This is a genomic window from Gemmatimonadaceae bacterium, from assembly GCA_036496605.1.
In the GTDB taxonomy this organism is placed as follows: Bacteria; Gemmatimonadota; Gemmatimonadetes; order Gemmatimonadales; family Gemmatimonadaceae; genus AG2.
Genome location: DASXKV010000042.1, coordinates 30368 through 49950, shown reverse-complemented (window position 1 = coordinate 49950; position 19583 = coordinate 30368). Strand labels below are relative to the sequence as shown.

14 protein-coding genes are annotated in these 19583 nt (G+C 64.0%); 5 read left to right on the top strand and 9 right to left on the bottom strand.

The genetic code is table 11. The annotated features are described in order from the left end of the window. Nucleotides 1–146: 146 nt before the first annotated feature. On the top strand, nt 147–698 hold the full coding sequence (locus VGH98_16895; GenBank protein ID HEY2377653.1) for a MarR family transcriptional regulator: 552 nt from the start codon (nt 147–149) through the stop codon (nt 696–698). Further along, nucleotides 691–2316 carry a DHA2 family efflux MFS transporter permease subunit gene (locus VGH98_16890; protein HEY2377652.1) on the top strand — a complete coding sequence of 542 codons (1626 nt, stop codon included), beginning with the start codon at nt 691–693 and terminating at the stop codon, nt 2314–2316. Before VGH98_16895 ends, VGH98_16890 begins: the two co-directional genes overlap by 8 nt. Nucleotides 2317–2407: 91 nt before the next feature. Here VGH98_16890 and VGH98_16885 read toward each other — a convergent pair whose 3' ends face one another. Next, on the bottom strand, nt 2408–2950 hold the full coding sequence (locus tag VGH98_16885; GenBank protein ID HEY2377651.1) for a porin family protein: 543 nt from the start codon (nt 2948–2950) through the stop codon (nt 2408–2410). 169 nt (nt 2951–3119) lie between these two features. Between VGH98_16885 and VGH98_16880 the strand changes: the two genes are divergently transcribed. Next, complete coding sequence (locus VGH98_16880; protein ID HEY2377650.1) at nt 3120–6293, top strand: efflux RND transporter permease subunit; 3174 nt, start codon at nt 3120–3122, stop codon at nt 6291–6293. Nucleotides 6294–6568: 275 nt separating this feature from the next. Here the strand turns inward: VGH98_16880 and VGH98_16875 are convergent, their stop codons facing one another. The 5 genes from VGH98_16875 to VGH98_16855 form a co-directional block, all read right to left on the bottom strand. Continuing rightward, complete coding sequence (locus tag VGH98_16875; protein ID HEY2377649.1) at nt 6569–7108, bottom strand: MarR family transcriptional regulator; 540 nt, start codon at nt 7106–7108, stop codon at nt 6569–6571. A 39-nt stretch (nt 7109–7147) separates the two neighbouring features. Further along, on the bottom strand, nt 7148–8230 hold the full coding sequence (locus VGH98_16870) for an alpha-hydroxy acid oxidase (protein HEY2377648.1): 1083 nt from the start codon (nt 8228–8230) through the stop codon (nt 7148–7150). A gap of 18 nt (nt 8231–8248) precedes the next feature. Further along, complete coding sequence (locus VGH98_16865; protein HEY2377647.1) at nt 8249–10156, bottom strand: chloride channel protein; 1908 nt, start codon at nt 10154–10156, stop codon at nt 8249–8251. Beyond that, complete coding sequence (locus tag VGH98_16860) at nt 10149–10661, bottom strand: MarR family winged helix-turn-helix transcriptional regulator (protein ID HEY2377646.1); 513 nt, start codon at nt 10659–10661, stop codon at nt 10149–10151. Before VGH98_16860 ends, VGH98_16865 begins: the two co-directional genes overlap by 8 nt. Before the next feature lie 73 nt (nt 10662–10734). Beyond that, complete coding sequence (locus tag VGH98_16855) at nt 10735–13035, bottom strand: prolyl oligopeptidase family serine peptidase (protein HEY2377645.1); 2301 nt, start codon at nt 13033–13035, stop codon at nt 10735–10737. 269 nt (nt 13036–13304) lie between these two features. On the opposite strand from VGH98_16855, the gene VGH98_16850 reads away from it, so the two are divergent. Beyond that, nucleotides 13305–14213: a cyanophycinase gene (locus tag VGH98_16850; protein ID HEY2377644.1), complete on the top strand. Its 909-nt coding sequence runs from the start codon at nt 13305–13307 to the stop codon at nt 14211–14213. Nucleotides 14214–14221: 8 nt separating this feature from the next. On the opposite strand, the gene VGH98_16845 is transcribed toward VGH98_16850, so the two are convergent. Continuing rightward, complete coding sequence (locus tag VGH98_16845) at nt 14222–15988, bottom strand: hypothetical protein (GenBank protein ID HEY2377643.1); 1767 nt, start codon at nt 15986–15988, stop codon at nt 14222–14224. A gap of 132 nt (nt 15989–16120) precedes the next feature. Here VGH98_16845 and VGH98_16840 point away from each other — a divergent pair, with 132 nt between their 5' ends. Next, the gene (locus VGH98_16840; GenBank protein HEY2377642.1) at nt 16121–16453 is read left to right on the top strand and encodes a hypothetical protein; all 333 of its coding nucleotides are present in this window, start codon (nt 16121–16123) and stop codon (nt 16451–16453) included. Between the two features lie 256 nt (nt 16454–16709). Here the strand turns inward: VGH98_16840 and VGH98_16835 are convergent, their stop codons facing one another. Both VGH98_16835 and VGH98_16830 read right to left on the bottom strand, forming a co-directional pair. Then, nucleotides 16710–18629: a hypothetical protein gene (locus VGH98_16835; GenBank protein ID HEY2377641.1), complete on the bottom strand. Its 1920-nt coding sequence runs from the start codon at nt 18627–18629 to the stop codon at nt 16710–16712. Between the two features lie 18 nt (nt 18630–18647). After that, the gene (locus VGH98_16830; protein ID HEY2377640.1) at nt 18648–19583 is read right to left on the bottom strand and encodes a hypothetical protein; all 936 of its coding nucleotides are present in this window, start codon (nt 19581–19583) and stop codon (nt 18648–18650) included.

Sequence of the window (19583 nt, the reverse complement as noted above, 5' to 3'; positions counted from 1 at the left end):
AGCATGTGGCGCGGCTGCAACATCGCATGGTCCGCTGTGCAGAATACGCAATAGCGGTTGGAACCGCTGCAAGCAAGTGATTGGGATCACTCGTTTTTTCCTTGCATTCAGTTTATACTGAACGTACAAATACTTCCAGCCCACCCATGACCGATTCCGAATCCTTCGTCGAGCGTATGGGACTCGCCGCCGAGAGCGACGGCCTCTCCCGTATCGCCGGACGACTCTTCGGCGCTCTCACTCTTCATAGCGAGCCGCAATCGCTCGACGATCTCGCCGACCAGCTCGCCGTCAGCAAAGCCAGCGTCAGCACCGAGGCGCGACGACTCGTCGAGCGCGGCGTCGCCGAGCGCATCGGCAAGCCTGGCGACCGCCGCGACTACTATAGTCTCACTCCCGACTTCTTCGCCCAGATCATCCGCTTTCGACTCAGCCGCTGGGCGGCGCTCCACCGGATCGCGCGCGAGATGCAGACTGCCGATCAGGAGCTGCCTCGTCTTGTGCGTGATCGCTTCGCCTACATCGACGACGTCAACGCCTTCGTTCTTGCCCGGGTAGACGACGCGCTTCGCGAATGGAGCGAGCGCGAACGGGAAGCCGCATCATCGCGCGAGCGCCGCGGCGGTTCGCGCCAGGAGCGCGGTCTCACGCCAAAGGCGGTCGCGAAGCGACAGACTGCGAGAGAGCGCCTTGGCTGATCCGGTTCGCGAAACCGTCGCTCACGCGACGGTTGAAGTTCCTGCACTCCGCGTTGTTCCTGCAGCAGCACCCGATCGCGGCGCGCCGCACAAATATCTCATCGCGTTCGCTGTCGTTCTCGCGGCGTTGATGCAGGTCATCGACAGCTCGATCGTCAACGTCGCCCTGCCCGACATGATGGGCAATCTCGGCGCGAGTCTCGACGAGATCGCCTGGGTGTCCACCGGGTACATCCTCGCCAGCGTGATCGTCATTCCGCTCACCGGTTGGCTGGGGTCGATGTTCGGCCGCAAACGGTACTTCGTGGGATCGATCGTGCTCTTTACCCTGGCGAGCTTTTTCTGCGGAGCGTCGCACTCGTTGGGGACGTTGATCTTCTGGCGCATCGTACAGGGTGTGGGTGGCGGCGCGCTCATGACGGTGTCGCAGGCCGTGCTGTTCGAGGCGTTCCCGCGCGAAGAAGCCGGAATGGCGATGGCGCTCTTCGGCCTCGGCGTCATGGTCGGGCCGACGATCGGTCCGACGCTCGGCGGCTGGATCACCGACAACTACGGCTGGCCCTGGATCTTCTACATCAATCTGCCGGTCGGCATTCTCGCCGGCGTGATGATCGCAACGTACGTCCACGACTCGATCCATCAACAGAAGCCACCGACGATCGATTACATCGGCATCGCGTTGCTGGCCGTGAGCGTTGGCGCGATCCAGTACGTGTTGGAGCACGGACAGCGCGACGATTGGTTCGATTCCTCGTTCATTCTCGGACTCACCGTGACTGGCGTCGTCGGCCTCGGGGTGCTCCTCTGGCGCGAGCTGACGACGGAGCATCCGGTGATCGACTTTCGCGTGCTTCGCCACCGACAGATGTCGGTCGGCACACTGCTCGGCGTCGTCATGGGCTTGGGACTGTACGCGATGTCGTTCACGCTGCCCGTCTTCCTGCAGAGCAACCTGCATATGACGGCAGAACAGACGGGGATCGTGATGCTGCCGGGCGCCATCGCGACGGCGCTCTCGATGTTCGTGGTTGGCCGATTGTCGAACCGCTTCGATCCACGCTTGCTCATCACGGCGGGCGCGCTGATTTTCGCGACGGCTGCCTGGCAGCTCTCGCGCGTGACGGGGCTCAGCGGCGGCGGCGACTTCTTCTGGCCGCTCATTCTACGCGGCGTCGGCCTCGGACTCATGTTCGTTCCGTTGACGACCATCACGCTGGCGGAGCTCTCTCCCCAAGAGCTGCCGCAGGGAACTGGCTTGTACAATTTCTTTCGTCAGCTGGGTGGCTCTTTTGGAATCGCTGTGATCGCGACGCTGCTCGCGCGCTACACGACGCAAGTGCACGCGACGCTGGCCGAGCACATCACGAGAACCGACCCGGTGAGCCTCGGTCGCTTGTACGCGTTGACGCAGGGGATGATGGCGCGCGGCGCGGATATGTGGGCAGCGCGTCGCGAAGCGCTGACGTTGCTCGATGCGCAGGTGATGGCGCAGGCAAGCGTGATTGCCTATTCACGCATCTATATGCTGAGCGCGCTATTGATTCTGGCGCTGATACCGCTGCTGCTCCTGATCCGGCAGACCAAGGGAGCGGGCGCGGACCACTCGGTGATGGAATGAGGATTGTCATCCTTGAGGAGCGAAGCGACGAAGGATCTGCTTTCACAATTTGGAAAGCAGATCCTTCGCTTCGCTCAGGATGACAGTCAGCTTAGAACATGATTCCGAACGTCAGCGGGACGAAGGTCGTCGCCGTGCCATCGGTGTTCATGTGGTGATAGCGCGCTTCGGCGAAGAAGTGCCCAAGCAGGTTGACGCCGACACCGGCGTTATAGCCGAGCTTCGTCGTGCTCGAGCTGCCGGGGACGCCATTCACGGTCGTGATCGCGCCGTAGTAGCCGAGACCGGCGATCGCGTAGGGCTTGATCGGCGAGGGAACTGGCAGGTCGAACGTCACGTTCGCGGTCGTCATCCAGATGTTGCTCGACGCGTTGATCGTGGTGCCGCCCGCGTTGTAATCCTTCCCGGGGAAGTGGGTGATCGACCCATCGAGGCGGAAGCCCACCGGGATCATCGGCGCGCTGAAGCCAAGGAGGAGGCCACCGTTATAGCCCATGTCGGCGGCGTTGCCGTAATCGCCCTTGGGGAAGCTGACGCCTGCCGAGACGCCCATGTGAGGGAACTGCGCTTGCGCCGGCATTGCGCCAAAGGTCAGCGCGGCCAGTGCGATCATACCGAGTCTGCCGTATTTCATGTTGATTTCTCGTTGGTGGTGGGGAGGAACACGATGTGCCGTCCCAACCGTGGGGCACGGCCCATTGTCAGCGTCGCGGGAGGGAAGGGGGCGACGCGTAACGGGAGTTAAGGTAGGACGTATTACCTGCAAACTGACGAACCGACGACGAAACCCGTAACGCGACATCATGTTCATATCAGACTTTGCAATCAAGCGACCGATCATCACCGTGGTGGTGATGATCGCGCTCGTCGTGTTTGGTTTGGCATCATTAGCACGTTTGGACACGGACGAGTTTCCCGACATCGATGCACCGATCGTGTTCGTCGCGATCGCGTACCCGGGCGCTTCGCCCGATGTCGTCGAGCGCGAAGTGGTCACGCGCCTCGAGGATAAGATCTCCGGAATCAGCGGCATCGATAAGATCAACTCGACATCGACGGACGGATTCGCGCAGATCATCGTGCAATTCGTATATAGTAAACCGGTCGACGAAGCGACCCAGGACATTCGTGATGCTATCTCCGCGGTGCGATCGCAGCTGCCGGCGGAAATTCTCGAACCGATCATCCAACGGTTCGATCCGAATCAGCTACCTATTGTTTCGCTCGCACTGACTTCGTCAGTGCTATCCCCTCCGCAGCTCACCGCGCTTGCCGATCCCGGCATCGCGGGCGACCTCCGGGCGATCGCCGGTGTGGCGCAGGTGAACGTCGTCGGCGGCGACAGTGCGCAGCTCAACGTCAATGTGCGGCCAACGGATCTCGCTGCCTTCGGCGTCGGCATCGATCAGGTCGTGAACGCCGTGCGCGCGCAGAATCTCGCCGCGCCGGTCGGGCAAGTGAACACGGCGCTCGAGCAACGTTCGATTCGGCTCGAGGGCCGATTCGACCATCCGGAGGAGTTCAACCAGCTCGTCGTGGCGCAACGCGGCGGCAACCTCATCACGCTTGGCCAGGTTGCGAATGTCGAAGCGGGCGCGGCGCAACCGACGTCGGCGGCGCTGTTCAACGGTCGTCAGGCGATCGGTCTCGACATCGTGAAGTCGCGCGAGAACAGCACGACCGCCGTCGCGGATCTGGTGAGGGCACGCATCGACCAGATCCAGAAGACACTGCCGGCCGGCACGCGGCTCGAGATCGTGCGTGACGCGGGCGACCGGGTGCGCCACTCGGTGCGGAACGTCGAGGAGGCGTTGGTCGAGGGTGCGCTCCTGACCGTCCTCGTCGTGTTCCTTTTCCTCAACTCCTGGCGCTCGACGGTGATCACGGGATTGGCACTGCCGGTCTCGGTGCTGACCTCGTTCGTGCCGCTGCTGCTCTTCGGCTTCACGCTCAACACGATGTCGCTGCTCGGCCTGTCGCTGGCGATCGGCATCCTGATCGACGACGCGATCGTCGTCCGCGAGAACATCGTTAGGCACGTCGAGATGGGAAGCGATCACATGACCGCCGCTCACGAGGGAACCGACGAGATCGGCCTTGCCGTGGCGGCAACGACATTCTCGATCGTCGCCGTGTTCGCACCAGTTGGCTTCATGCCGGGCATCGCCGGCCAGTGGTTCAAGCCCTTTGCGCTCACGATCGCGTGCGCGGTTTTGGTTTCGCTTTTTGTGTCCTTTTCGCTCGACCCGATGCTTTCAGCCTATTGGCCCGATCCGCAGCTGGAGGCACACGAACGGCGCAACCCAATTGCGCGCACGCTCGCCCGGTTCAACGTGTGGTTCGATCACCAGGCCGATCGCTACAAGAGCCTCATTGCGTGGTCGTTGGATCACCGTTGGACGATGGTGGTGCTGGCGGTCGTATCGTTCGTTCTGGCCATTGCACTGCAAGTCGTCGCCGGTGGCTTCGCATTCGTGCCGGTGAGCGATCAGAGTGAGCTGAACATCGCGATCGAGACCCCGCCGGGCTCCAGCCTCGATTACACGGCGCTCAAGGCTGAGGAGGTCGCGCGCATGTTTCGCGCGCGCTCGGAGGTGCTCTACACCTATACGACCGTGGGCAGCAGCAGCGGCTCCGGCCAAGTCGACAACGCGAGCGTTTATGTTCGTCTCAGGCCCAAAAGCGATCGCTCGTTGAGTCAGGATGCGCTGGGGCAGGTGATGCGGAATCGCCTTCGCTTGTTAGGCGGCGCGACCGCGTACACGTTCGCCTCGGGCTTCGGGGGCGCGCAGAAACAGCTGCAACTTCAGCTGCAGGGCCCCGATCCGACCACGCTCGAGCAACTGGCCGACCAGATCGGAACGATCGTTCGCAACACCAAGGGCGCGGTCGACGTTGGGTTGTCGACGCGTGGCCAGAAGCCGGAGCTGAACGTGCGCGTCAATCGCGGGCTCGCCGGCACGTTAGGCGTGAACCTGAGCCAGCTCGCGCAGTCGCTACGCTTCGCGTTCGCCGGTGTGGATGCGGGCACGTGGATCGATCCACAGGGGATCTCCCGGTACGTGCACGTGCGCCTGATGCCCGAATCGCGCGAGAACGCTGACGATCTTGGCCGGTTGCCGGTTGTCGTGACGCCAACGGCCGCCACGGCTGCCGCAGCCGGCGCGAACGCCGCGTCGGCCAGTCCACCGGTCGTGCCGCTCGGCCAGGTGGCGACGATCACGCCGAGCTTCGGCCCGGCGCAGATCGATCATTATCAGCGACAGCGTGTGATCACGATCGGGGCGAACGTCGAGGGCGCGTCCTTCGGAAACGTCTCGTCGGAGGTGATGAAGAAGGTCGGTCGGCTGCAGCTGCCCGCTGGTTATCGCGTTTCGGCTGGCGGTCAGGCCGAGAGCCAGAGTCAGGTGTTCGGCAGTATCTTCGCGGCGCTGGGCGTCGCGGTGATGCTCATGTACCTGATTCTCGTCATTCAGTTCGGGTCTTTCCTCGATCCGCTGGCGATTCTGATCTCGCTGCCGCTCTCGCTGATCGGCGTCGTGTTGGCGCTCATCATCACGAGAGACACGCTGAATCTGATGAGCCTCATCGGTGTGATTCTCCTGATGGGTATCGTCGCGAAGAATGCAATTTTGCTCATCGACTTCGCGAAGTGGGCATACAAGGATCGCGGCGTTGACCGACGCGAAGCGCTGATCGAGGCGGGGCGCATCCGGCTGCGGCCGATTCTGATGACGACGCTCGCGCTCATCGCGGGCATGGTTCCCGTCGCGCTGGGGCTCGGCGAGGGCGCCGACTTCCGCGCGCCGCTCGGCCGCGCGGTCATCGGCGGCGTCATCACGTCCACGGTCCTGACGCTCGTCGTGATTCCGACGATTTACGAGATCCTCGACGAGTGGCGCGTATGGGTGTTCTCGAAGTTCGGGCGTCGTGTTGTCGCACACCATCCGGTCCCGGTCGAGAATCCTGGAGACTGAGCCCGTACGAGTGTTCGCTGAAACCGCTGACACTGCGCTGAGACCACTGAGTCGCTCCTCAGCAGACTTGTCATCCTGAGCGCAGCGAAGGATCTACTGACTCGTGTTAGAAGCAAGCTACTGAGCGAGCACGGTAGATCCTTCGTCGCCTTCTCAAGCTGACACTTACTGCGCGGAGCTGCCTCCGCACACGGAACCGGTCAGCGATTTCAGCGCAGTGTCAGCGGTTTCAGCGACCTCCGTCTCGCAATTCCGCGACGAATTTTTCCTTAGGCTCAGCGCGCGTGACGTCGCTTGGCTGCGACCGACCCGTTGCCTGCGTCCTCGGCGACGTCGTCCTCGAAGAACATTCCCGCCGGCTCGGTCGCCACGCCGAGCGCGTCGACAACGCCCTGGACGCCGTCGGCGATCAGGCGCAGGCGCTCGGGCGGCATGGCGTCGAGCGCGTCGAAGAGCTGCGCCTGGGCGGAGGACATGGCGCGCCGCAAGAGCGCGCGACCGGAGGATGTGAGCGCGAGCTCGGCGCGCCGGGCGTCGTCGTCGGCGCGGCTGCGCCTAACGAGGCCACGGTCCACGAGCCGCGCGACGACGACCGACACGGTGCTCTGATGCGTGAACGTGCGATCGGCGAGCTCGTTCACCGAGAGCGTGGGTGCCTCGGCGAGGCGCTGGAGCACGAGGAGCTGTGCCGCGCTCAGCTCCCATCGCTGTTCCGCGAGACGATGCGAGTGATGCAGCGCATGGACGATACGTCGTAGTCCGTCGACGACGTCGACCACGTTGCTTCGATGTTTGTTCGAATGCCGGTTCGCCATGTGCCGCTCCGAGAGATCGTGTTCGCGGTCAGGCGCTGTTCACTCGGAAACGACGAGTGCAGCCTCGATGTCGTCGAGCGTCCGACAGCCTGCAAGCGCCATCGCGAGATCGATCTCGCCCCGCAGATGCTCCAGCACCGCGAGAACGCCGGCCTCGCCGTCGAGCGTGAGTCCCCAGAGCACCGGACGTCCGACGAGCACCGCCCGCGCGCCCAGTGCGATCGCCTTGAGCACATCGGTTCCGCGCCGCACGCCGCCGTCCAGCAATATCTCGATCCGCCCCGCGACCGCATCGACGATGTCCGGAAGCACCGTAATGGGCGCCGGTACACCGTCGAGCTGGCGGCCGCCGTGATTCGACACGATGACGGCAGCGGCGCCGTGCTCCACGGCGAGCGACGCGTCCTTCGCGGCGAGAATCCCTTTGATGATCACGGGCAATGGAGAGATCGAACGCAGCCAATCGACGTCCTTCCACGTCAGGTTTGCGTCCCACATATCCGCGATGTAGCGCGCAAGTGCCGACTCGCCTTCGCCGCCCGTCTTGTTGCGCTCAGCGTGCGCCGCGGGAAAGTTCTCGAGCCCAAGGTGAGCGGGCATGCGCAGGCGATTGCGGCGGTCGCGCTCGCGCTGTCCGGCGAGGGGCGTGTCGACAGTTAGGCAGAGGGCGGAGTAGCCCGCGGCCGCCGCGCGCTCGACGAGTCCGCGCGTGATCACCTTGTCACGATAGACGTAGAGCTGGAACCAGCGCGGACCGCCGCCCGCCTGCGCGATCGCCTCGAGGCTTCGATTGGACACGGTGCTCGCGACGAAGATTGTGCCGGCGGCGGCCGTGGCGCGCGCTGTCGCGAGCTCGGCGTCCGTGTGACACAAGCCGTGAAAGCCCATCGGTGGCACCAGCACCGGGAACGATACCGTCGTGCCGAGCACGGTCGTGCGCTGATCGCGTTGGCCGACGCCCCGCAGCATGCGCGGGAGGAGTTGGAGCCGCGACCAGGCGTCACGGTTTTCACGCAGCGTCCATTCGTCGCCAGAGCCGCCGGCGATGTAGTCGAACAGCATCGGATCGAGGCACTCGCGGGCGCGCGCCTCGAGGCTCTCGAGATTCAGGATCTCGAGCATAACGAGAGTGACACCCGGTTAGTCGCCACCCTGTGGTGTGCGCTTCTTGCGGCGCGTCTTCGGCTTCCCGTCTCGCGACCAGGGTGCGGAGAGGGGAAGGCTTTCTTCAGTAACATGCGCGGCATCGAGCCGGTCTTCGTGAGCAGACAGAAGGTCGCTTCTGGAGACGATGCCGACGACGATACGCGGCGCCTCGCGCGAAACCACTGGCAGTCTGCCGACGCCAGCGCGCACCATGTGATCGGCCGCCTCGCGGAGCGTGTTATCGTCGTACACCACTACGGCGCCACGCGTCACGAGGGAGCCGATCGTGTCCGAGTCGTTGTGCGCGTTGCTCAGCAGGTCGCGACGAGTGATCACGCCACACAGCTCGCCCTTGTCGTCGATCACGGGGAATCCTTGATGCGAGGCGCCAGCGCCACCAGCCGCGAGCCACTCGCGCACCTGACTGAGTCGATCGGACGACCGAAGCGATATGACGTCGCGCGACGAGCCATCCCGCACGAGCACCTGACTCAAGTAGTCGGCGGCGTACTCGGTGCGGATACGCGCACCACGCCGCGCGAGCTTCTCCGTCATGATCGAGCTGCGCATCATCAATAACGAAACGAGGTATGCTGCACTGCAACCGGCGAGGAGCGGCAAGAGGCTTAACGGCTGACGCGTGGTCTCGAACGCGAAGACCACCGACGCGAGAAGCGCGTGCGATGCGCCGGCGAAGATCGCCGCCATGCCGACGAGAGACGCAACGTTCGCGTCGATCCCGATCGATGGGCTGATCGCTACGCCTAACGCGCCCAACGCCGCTCCGATCCCTCCGCCGATCGTGAACAACGGCGCGAGCGTACCTCCGGACGTACCGCTGCCGAGATAAATCGCCCACGAGAGGAACTTCAGAATGACGAGTATGATGAGCGCGCGGCCGACGATGTCTCCCGACAGAATGTTGTCGATGTTCGTGTACCCAACGCCGAGCGTTCGGGGCTCGAAATAGCCGATGACGCCGACGAACACCGCGCCGACGAGCGGCCACCACATCCAATGGATCGGCAGCTCCTCGTACAGGTCCTCGATCCAGTAGACGAATCGCGTTACCCCCACCGACGCGACGCCGACGAGCGCGCCGATGACCGTGTACGCGAGGAGCGCCTCGAGATTCGGCTGCGCGAGGCCGGGCACCGAGAACACCGGTGCGGAGCCAACGAATGCGGCCCGCACCCCACTCGCGGCAGCAGACGCCAGCGCAACGGGAATGACCGACCGCGGCCGGTACTCGAAGAGCAGCAGCTCGACCGCGAGCAGCACGGCGGAGACCGGGCTGCCGAAGGTCGCCGCCATGCCAGCCGCCGCACCGGCGGCAAGGAGCGTTTTGCGCTCGTCGGCCGTCATGCGGATGTACTGTCCAATGATCGAGCCTAACGCGCCGCCGGTCGCGATGATCGGTCCCTCCGCGCCGAAAGGGCCGCCGGTTCCGATCGCGATCGCCGCCGAGAGCGGCTTGAGGAACATGATGCGCAGCGCGATGCGGCTGCGCGCGTACAGCACGCGCTCCATGACTTCTGGAATCCCATGTCCGCGAATGGCCGCCGCGCCGTAGCGCGCCATGATGCCGACGATGAACGCCCCGACAAGCGGAACGAGGATCGACAAGGCGCCGAGCCTAACGATGCTCGGCGGCGAGAAGGCGGTCGAGACGCGGCCGTAATAGGCGACGTTCGTGATGAGGCCGATCAGCCGCGTCAGGACGATGGCAAGGAGCGCGGCACCGACGCCGACCAGTACGGCAATACCCGAGATTACGACGACTCGTCGATCGACAGGGGAGTATTCGGGCGGCGCCTCGACCGTCGCCAGCGCCGGCGCCAGAGATGGCGCGACCGGTAACCCGCTGGCGGCGTTGAGGGGAGTTGGTGATTCGTCAGCCACTCGCGATGCGAGCGGCCGGCTCGTCCTCGAACATCATTGGTGGGGCGGCCAGATCGATGCCGCTGGCCAGCACCCACGTCTCCAGCAATTCGGCGAGAATGGCGCGCTTTTCCGGCTGCATGCGCGACATTCCGTGCATGAGATCGTTCTGCACCGTCGGCGGCGCGCCACGAAGCATGCGTTCGCCGTCGGGAGTGAGCGCGATATTCACGCGCCGTCGATCTGCGGAGGACGCGACACGCGTGACGAGTCCGCGCTCGACCAATCGTCGCACGACGACCGACACCGAGCTCTGGTGGGTCGCGGTGCGCTCAGCGAGCTCATTGAGGGAGTCCGCCGGCCTGTCGGACAATTGCTGCAAAACGAACAATTGCGCGAGACTGATGCCGAGCTTGCCTTCGATGCTGCGCGTGTTGAGGCGCAGTGCCCGAACAACGCTCCGAACCGCATTCATCGCGCGGATGGTGTCGTCGGGACTCTCGGGATTGATTGAATGGGGCGTCAATGTATCGAACCTAGTGGCGCCGCATCGCGCGAGGCAAGGGTGGGCCCGCCGCGAGCGTCGAGTGAATGAAGGATTACGGTGACGCCGACGCAACCTTCGACGGTGGTCGCTTCAACTTCGCGTCATACCACGCAAGCATGCGTCGTTGCATGTCGAGCACATCTTCCGCTGTTGCGTTTCCGCCGCCGTGGCCGCCGTTCATGTAATTGATCCAGACAACTTCCTTCCCGAGCCGTCGCAACGCGTAATACATCTCGCGCGTGTTGTCGGCCGGGACGTTGGAGTCCTGCGCGCCCGTGATGAGCATGAGCGGTGTCTGGATCCGATCGGCGAACATGATCGCGGACTGCTGCACGTACTTCTGCGGCTGCTGCCAGAGCGTGGCCCCGAGTCGATCCTGGCTCTTCTCGGCAGCGTGAACATTGCGCACCCCCAGGCGCGGGCTATCGGTATAGAAGCTGATGACGTCGACCTTGCCGGAGATATTGATCGCTGCTTTGAAGCGATTGGTCTGAGTGACGAGAAGATTCGTGGCGTAGCCGCCGTAGCTCGTACCCTGCACGCCGAGTCGCGCCGAATCCGCGACGCCCATGTCGATCAGCTTGTTGGCAGCGGCACTGACGCCCTTGATCCAGGCCTCGCCGGGATAGCCGATGTCGAAATCGACTGACGGCTTCACCACGACGTATCCATTCGTCGTGAGAACGTTCGCAACCGGATCGAAGGTGTCGTCGAAGAAATCCTCGTAGACGATGAAGATCGTTGGATACGCCTTTCCGCGCTCGTAGCCGACGGGATAGTACACGACGGCGTACTTCGGATGACCGTCGGCGTCGAGGTAGCTCACGAGGCCCGTCGGTCCGAATCGCTTCCCGCTCAGCTGCGGATTGGCGTTAACGAGGGGACGAATCGATGAGAAGTCTGCGTCCGTGACGAACGGCGTGGGCGGGCGATTGCCCTCTGCAACCGTCAGCGTCGCGACGCGTCCATCCTTCGACAGCCGGATGCCGGAATAGGAGCGGCCGTCGCTGACGAGCGTTTGCTTATTTCCCGTCGAGCGGTCGAAGCGGACGACACCGCGCTCCCACTTCGTGCGTGACGCCACGGTGAAATAGATCTTCTTCCCGTCGTTGCTCCAGGCGGCGACCGAGGCGCGGGGCAGGGTGCTCGACGCCGAGTCCGAGCTCTCGACGACGAGCTGCTTGTTCGCGCTCGGCAACTCGAGGACCCAGTAGCCTTGTGAGTTTGCGACGAGCAGTGCGTCGTTCGCGGGGCTGTAGCGCACCACGCGAAAGCGTTCGCGGTCGCGCCGTTCACGGGCTTCGCGCGACGTGTCCTGCGGCGTGTCGCGGTGCGCATCGGCCGGGGGTCCGGCGACCTGGCGCGAGGCCGTGTCGCCGATCGCCGCAACGTAGACGCGTCCCTCTTTCGAGTACGCGTAATGCGCTCCATCCTCGGACCAGACGATGTTCGTGCTCTTGAGCGTCGGCAGCAACACGCGCGGATGCGAGCACGTGTCGTCGGCGGCCTGACAGGCGATGCCGCGCGCCATGAGCTTGTTCTCGGTCCCGAAGATGACGTCGTAATCCGTCTTCTTCGTAATGTCTTGCGTGTAGGCGATCGTCGATCCATCGTCGCTCACGTCCCAGCTCGCGACCATGGTCTCGGGCAACAGCTGGACCGTCTTCGCCGTGGCGAGGTCGTAGGCGACGACGCTGCGCAGATTGGCCCGGCGGCGAAGCGCATCCCAGGTCAGAAATGGGTCTTCGCTCGATTGCACGAACACGGGACCCGCCGTCATGACGGCGAACGAATCCTGCGCGGCTTTGCGCCACGCGAACGTGTGTAGCGCGTAGACGAGTCGCTTGCCATCCGCGGTCCATCGCAGCTCGCTGTTCTCGGCGACGTACGTTCCGGCGGGCACGGCGATGGTCGTTAGGCGGCCGCTCTCCCGCTCCCAGATGATCGGCTGAAACGCTGCGCTTTTCGAATCGAACACCAACATCGCAAGCCGCGCATCATCCGGCGACCAGCGTGCAACGTGCACGATGCGCTTTTCGGGAAAGAGCGCGCGTGTCGCACCGGACTTGGTATCGATCACCCAGACTCGTCCCGCGCCCGGACGGACGTATGTCGGATCGCCATCGCGCCGGTAGTCGACGCCCAAGCCGTCTCGCCGTGACGCCGCTACGGAAGCGACCCAACGACCGTCTCTCGTTAGGTCGAGCACCGTATAGCTGACGACATCGAGACCATCTTCGGCGGTAAAGATCGAATCCTTGCGGCTCGTCGGGCTCTGGCTTCGAGCAGGCGACGGCACGACCATGGCGCTCGACAGAACGACGCCGACGAGAGTGCGAGTGAGGAAATGCATGTGCGCACCACAGGGTCGAGAGGACGGCTGCCCAAGGCGAGGCAAATGTGACGCGAATGCGTGACGCCCTCAAGAGCGAACGACAATAAGGTTTGATTGGTGACTGGTTGGTGGTTGGTGGGGTTGGTGGTCAGTGAGTCGGGTGGTTGGTGGCTGGTCGCTGGTGGTTGGTGAATAATGAAGGCCGGCGACCTTCTCTCGCCGGCCATCCGAATCACCAGCTACCAATCACCAGCGACCAGCCACCAGCTACCAATCACCAGCCACCAATGCGACGCAGCATCCTCCTCGGTATCCTCGGTTTCAGCCTCGGCTGCGCCTCGACATCGACGACGCGACTCGATCACCCCGTCGCGGAATCCACCACGAATGCGCCGCGAGGGAGTCTCGTCATCGTCGGTGGAGGACCGCGCGGTGAAGCCATCACACAGAAGTTCATCGCGCTCGCCGGAGGGACTGGTCGGGCCCGCGTCGTCGTGCTGCCGATGGCGTCGTCGCTCCCGGAAACCGGTCTCGAAAGCGTCGACGAATTCCAAAAGCACGGTGTGAGGGCGTGGAGCATGAACCTCACGCGAGCGGACGCGATGCGAGAGGAGACCGTTCGGGCGCTCGATAGCGCGACGGGAATCTGGTTTCCCGGCGGGGATCAGGTACGCATCATGGCGGTGCTCGATGGCACTCCAGCCGCCGCGGCAATCCGGGCTCGTTATGCGGCGGGCGCTGTCGTCGGAGGGACATCGGCGGGAGCGGCCGTGATGTCGACGCCGATGCTGACGGGCGACGAGCGAGCGCCTGGCGGCGCCCGGCGCGACACGACGCAAAGCTTCATCACCATTGCACGCGAGGACGTCGTCGTGACGAACGGCCTCGGGCTCGTGAGTGGCGCCATCATCGACCAGCATTTCCTGCGGCGCAAGCGTCACAATCGACTGATCAGCGTCGTGCTCGAGCATCCGTCGCTTCTGGCCATCGGCATCGACGAATCGACGGCGCTCGTCGTCGAGCCGGGCAAGCCGTGGAGCATCATTGGGGAAAGCGCCGCGATCGTCTACGACGCGCGCCACGCCGTGGTGACGTCGGCGTCTGCTCCCATTCTCGGCGCTGCGGATATTCAGATGCACGTGCTACCAGCAGGCAGCACATTCGATCCACGCACCGGCGCCGCTGACCTGCCCTAACGACTGCGCTAACGCAGCAGGGTGAATTCGCGCTTCGAGACGATGGGTAAGCCTTCCGCCGAGCTCACGCTCAGCGTGACCTCGTAGCGCCCCGGATCGAGCCTCGACAGGTCGAGGCTCACGGCGCGCGCCGCAACGCCATCGGCACGGCTGGGAATCTCGGTCCACTGGAGCTTCATCGGCGAGAACGGCGCAGCGAGGTGCAATCGTTGGGCGGCGCGTCGCATCCAGCCATCCTGAATGCGGTCGATGCCGATCGAGACGAGCATAGACTCGCCATTCGGACGAACGCCGTAGGTCTCCCAAAAGAGGCCCAGCGGCTGATCTCGACTCACCTGCTCGCCATGCAGTGCGACGGGAAGGGCGTCATCGAGCCGATGTGGCAACGAATCGCCGTTGTGCGCGGCGAACATGAGGAGGTCGGAGATGCCGAGGCGCCCGACGCTCGAGGGCGGCCGCACGGCGAGGCGCGCGCGAGCAGCGTTCCTTGCGTTGACATCGAGCAGCTCGACGCTCGCTATGAGCGGCAACCACGGGGCCGAGGTTTCCAGCACGCCCTTTCGGTTGCCATCGCCCAGGATGGTGCCGTGCGGCGCACCGAGCGTGTCGGCCTCGATGGCAAGAGCGAAAAGTCCCACCTCGAGGCCATGCCGCGCGAGCAACGTATCATCGGGTAGCTCGTATGCGGCGACGACCAGCGCCGAGTCGCCTCGGCGAAAAACGGCTATCTGCGGCGTGAACGATTCGAAGTGACGAGCATACGCCGGGCCATAAAGCGTGCGCGCAGTCCGTTGCCTCAGATCCCAGTCCTCGGCGTGCAGATCGGCCGGCGACTTAAAGACCTCGACGTCCGGGACGAAGTTGTACCCGGATCCTCCCTCGCGATATCCGGCGATCGGAATCTCGCCCATCGAACCTGGTGGCGGGTCGTCACGCACAAACCACGTGTCGTATCCGTAACGGAGCGCTGTCTCGCGAAAGGCGGATTCGTCGGAGGATCCCATCGCCGTACGCGAGTCGCGCAGCATGTCTCCGCGCGTCACGCGTGCGAGGAACTCGCTGCGAAAGTCGTGGTCGCGGAGGTAGAGGGGAGTCGTTAGGCGCCAGAAGAGCGTGGCGATCTGTTGTCGTCCCGCACAATCCGCGTGGTCGTATCGGTCGCCAATGTCGTCGTCGAGCAGCACGGAGATGTCCGTCCACCGGCATCGCAGAGAATCCGGCATCGCAGCGAGGGCACCATTGAATGCCGAATCCGCGGCGACGACAGCGCCGGAATCGTGGTACGCCAGTGCGGCGAAAGTCCTGCATCGATACGGGGACCCACTTTCCGTGCAACGGTCGGCGACGCGTGCGGCGTCGGCGAATCGCTTCGCTTCGATGAAATAGCGTACGCGCTGTGCAGCGACCCACTCGTCGCCGGGGAATTGTGTTCCGACGGAGTCGAGCGTGGCGAGGAGCTTGTCGCGAGCCTCCCTGATACGCGGATTCTCTGGAGGGGGATTGCGATCGTTGGACTCGTCGTTCCACACGCACCAGCGACCGATGCGAACGTCGCAGTGATGCGAGCCGACGCCTGCCTCGCGCGGCAGATACGTTCTTCGGACGAACTCGAAGATCTGCTGTGCCTTACGCGCCGAGCGCAGCGCGCGCAGGGAGTCCGCTGGCGCGGGCACTGGACGGCGCACGCTTTCGTCGCGCCGAGCGGCCGCGACGGTCTGAATCGGTCCGCCTTGCGCGAGCGCAGAGAAGCCGGCAACGAGGAGCGAAAGGAGCATGCGATCGTTGAGCGCGCGGCCAGAGTTCGGCTCGACTACACTACGTAAGCGGCACGGCCCGTGCCAGATACGATGATGCTGTTTCGGTAGTCCGACCAGAGGGCGAACCCGACGACGCGCCAGGAGCGTCACATGACCACGTCACGATGGAATGATCCGGCGGACGAAGAGCGGAATCCTCACCGGGCCGAAGAGCGGCGTCAGACGCGCGACGAGCTCGAGTCACGCCTGCATGAGCGGCGCATCGATCTCACTGGCGACGAATCGGATGAAGACGTGATGCTCATCGTCAATGCGGTGGAGACGTTCGAGGCACGAATCGCTCAACTTGGCGAAGACAGCTTCGTGAATACTCCGGAATCGTCGCAGCCTGACGATCGACGCCTCGTCGTGCCGGGTCGCTTCGCCGACGAATCCGCATCGAGCTATGCAGCCCGTATCGTTGCGGCGGCAGACAGGCTCTGACATGTCTCTCTCAGACCGTGGCTGGATTCCTCGGGGCGACAGCCATCTACGGTTTAAACACGGACAAGGCCGGAGAAAGCCGGACAAGGCGCGGACGAAAAAGCGCAGCTTCTCTTAAGAGAATCGTTTTTCGCTCTTTAGTCCGGCCGTGTCCGGCCTTGTCCGGCTTTGTCCGTGTTTCAAAGCTGTTGATGTTTGCAATGCGCGGAGCCCGGGCGCGAGCGCGAAGCCGCGGCAGATCTACCATGACAACCGGTCACGGCCGCGCCTGAGCGAGGAACGCCGGATCGATCGCCGAGACGCCGACGTCGTCGAGGATGATCGTGCCCGCGACGGCGCGATCGAAGACCAGGCGTATCGCCTTCAGCTTGTCGGGCGCAAACTGCGGCGACGCGGCGACGAAGTCTGATAGCGGCATCACATACGTCTGGAGCACCAGCTCGTAGGTGTTCGCGAACTGGCTCTGCTCCCGATCGGCCCGACGGAGCACGTGCGTCTCGAGCGGACGACGCGGGACACCAAACCGCGTGAGCGGCAAGCGCGCCGTGACATTGTTCGCGTCCACCAGCTCGACGGTGAAATCGATCGTCGTCGTGTCTTTGCCTTCCTTCTTGTCCTTGTCGTCGGACCGTCTGGGACGTGGCTTGGATGTTTCCTTTTTCGTCGAATCGCGCGCTGCCTGACGAGGGCCCGGCTTCGCGTCGGTCGGCGCGACCGAAAGGTAGACCGATGACTGGGCGTCGATGTGGAGCGCGCGGCTGAGCGAATCGGTCATCGCAATCGTGTAGCTGGCCGGCTTGCCGAGCTTCGTCGTATCGTCGCCCGCAATGTGCCGATTCCAGCCGAGCCACACGGCGTTGTCGTTCATCGGCGTGTTCTGCCAGCGCAGGTTGAGTGCGTCTTCCTTCCACGTCGACAGGCTGTCTCCCGTTAGGCTCACGCCAGCGACGCTGCCCGTGGTGACGTCGACGTCCTCCTCGTAATTCGCGAGCGTCTTGTACCCGCTTTCCTGGAATCGGGTGATGTACATCGTTTTCGGGAGCCAGCCGCCGGCGACCCGGTGGTCGCGGAAAAGCGGCAGATACTCGCGGCGATTGTGCAACGTCGCCTCGAGAAAAGCGCCAATCACGACTTTCCCGAACTGCCGTTGTTGCTCCGGTGAAATGAGCCCGCGCAAGTCGAGGAACTTCGCGCTGCGCGGTCCGGCGTCGGTACTCCCCCACACGGTATTCCACTGGCCGTGGTTGGCGCGGTACACGTACCACGCCGATTTGAACCAGGGCTTGCCGTCGGTGAACTTCACGCGCTGCCATTGGCGCAGCCCTGTAAACGCGGACACGTCGCCGTCGTGCGATCCGTGAATCACGAGGTAATTCACGTTCTCGACGGGCGTGAACTGTCCCGCGGGCTTGTACTGCGCGTCGACCGGCGCGATAGCGACGACGGATTTGATGTCGAAATTGAAATTGAACTTGACCTTCGCGTCGTCCGGATAGCGGGACAACCGATTGAACGCGGCCGCATGGCCCACCGCCTCGCCGCCGCGGGAGTGACCCATGATGGCGATGTTATGCATGTCGACCTTCCCGCGCAGCGGGCTGGCGAGACTGTCGTTGAAGCCGCGCCAGGCCTCGAGGTGCTTGAGCATCATCCACGCTCGACCATCATTTTCATTGCGTAGCGCGCCGTTCAAAAAATTCTCATCGAGCGAGGCGAGAATGAAGCCGCGCGATGCGAGATGCTCCCCGAGGTACTCGTAGCCGGGATCCGAGTAGTCCTTCATGTTGTGGTTCCCGTGGACGATGAGCACGAGCGGGAAGGGTCCGGCTCCCACCGCCGGGTACCACACGCGCCCATTGATCGGGAACTTCTTGTCGTCGAATCCCCAGTACTTCTTGCGATCCGCCGCCTGGTCCGGCGTCATGGACACGAAAGGTGAAGCATCGACTGATTTCGTCTTGATGGCGACGGAATCGCGGTAATACCGGCGCTGCTTGTCCGTGCCGCTACCGTAATAAAGAGTCTTGACTGGGTAGGGGCCCTTGTCGGCCGGGTTCGGCGCGTCGAGCAGCTGGTGCGCGAGCACCACCTTCGAGTCGTCGGGCGTGAGCTTGAGTGGCTGGGCGCACGCTCCTGCCACCAGCGACGAGAGGACGAGAGTTGAGAGGTTTCTCATGAGAGGGGCGTCGAAAATTCAGCGCAGGCGAATGCCGAAGCGGTTGGCGACGTGTGAGCCCGCGAGCTGCTCGAGCGCGTAGTCGAACGCAAAGCGGTCGAGGACGAGGCCCGCGCCGATGGTTGTGTGTCGGGACAGCTCGAAATCGGAGGCGGTCCGTTCGCCGGCGCGAAGGGCGATGCTGTAGCCGTCGAGCCAGGTGTAGCCAAGCTCCACTCCGCCGCGCAGCAACGGGCGATTCTTGATGCCGACATTTCCCGCGCCACTGTGCTCGACGCCGGCCTGGGCCATCAGCGCGAGATCGAACGCGCCGAGCGGTCCGCCCGACGCCAGGCCGATCGAAGCGCTGCGGGGAACGCCGAGCGCGGCCGCATCGGTTGGGTTGCCGCCGATGCTCTGGAAGGAGAACACTGCCGTCAGCGGCACGAAATCGCCTAACGTGAAATCGTGCGAGACGCCGGCATCGATGAGAAAGCGCGACAACCGCTGATCCTCCGCGTCCTCGGTTGCGTACTTCGCCGCGAGGCCGAAATGGACGCGCTTGTAGGTCTGTGCCGCGCCGACGACGGCCTCGCTGCGCGAGATCGTGCGCGCGGCAAATCCGTTCGGCGTGAACTGCTGGACGCAGGCGTCGGAATTCTTGCCTTCGACGATCTCCGCGCCCACGCCGATGCCGCCGCTCGCCAGGCGCGATGTCGTCGCGGCCGTGCCGCTGGCCAGGCCGTCCAGATAGCGCTCCGCCGCCACGCTCGTACCGCGAGCCACGGCGAGTTGCGCGGGTCCGTAGAAGATCACGTCGTCGTCGCGGCCAGCGAGATTCGCGTTCCCCATCGCCAAGCCGCGCGTGCTGGCGCTCGTCGGCAGCGGCAGTTCGACGCATTGCGCCGCGGCCGGGATGCCGAATATCGAACTGCATAACGAGACCACCAGCAACGGCCGCATCATATCTTGCAT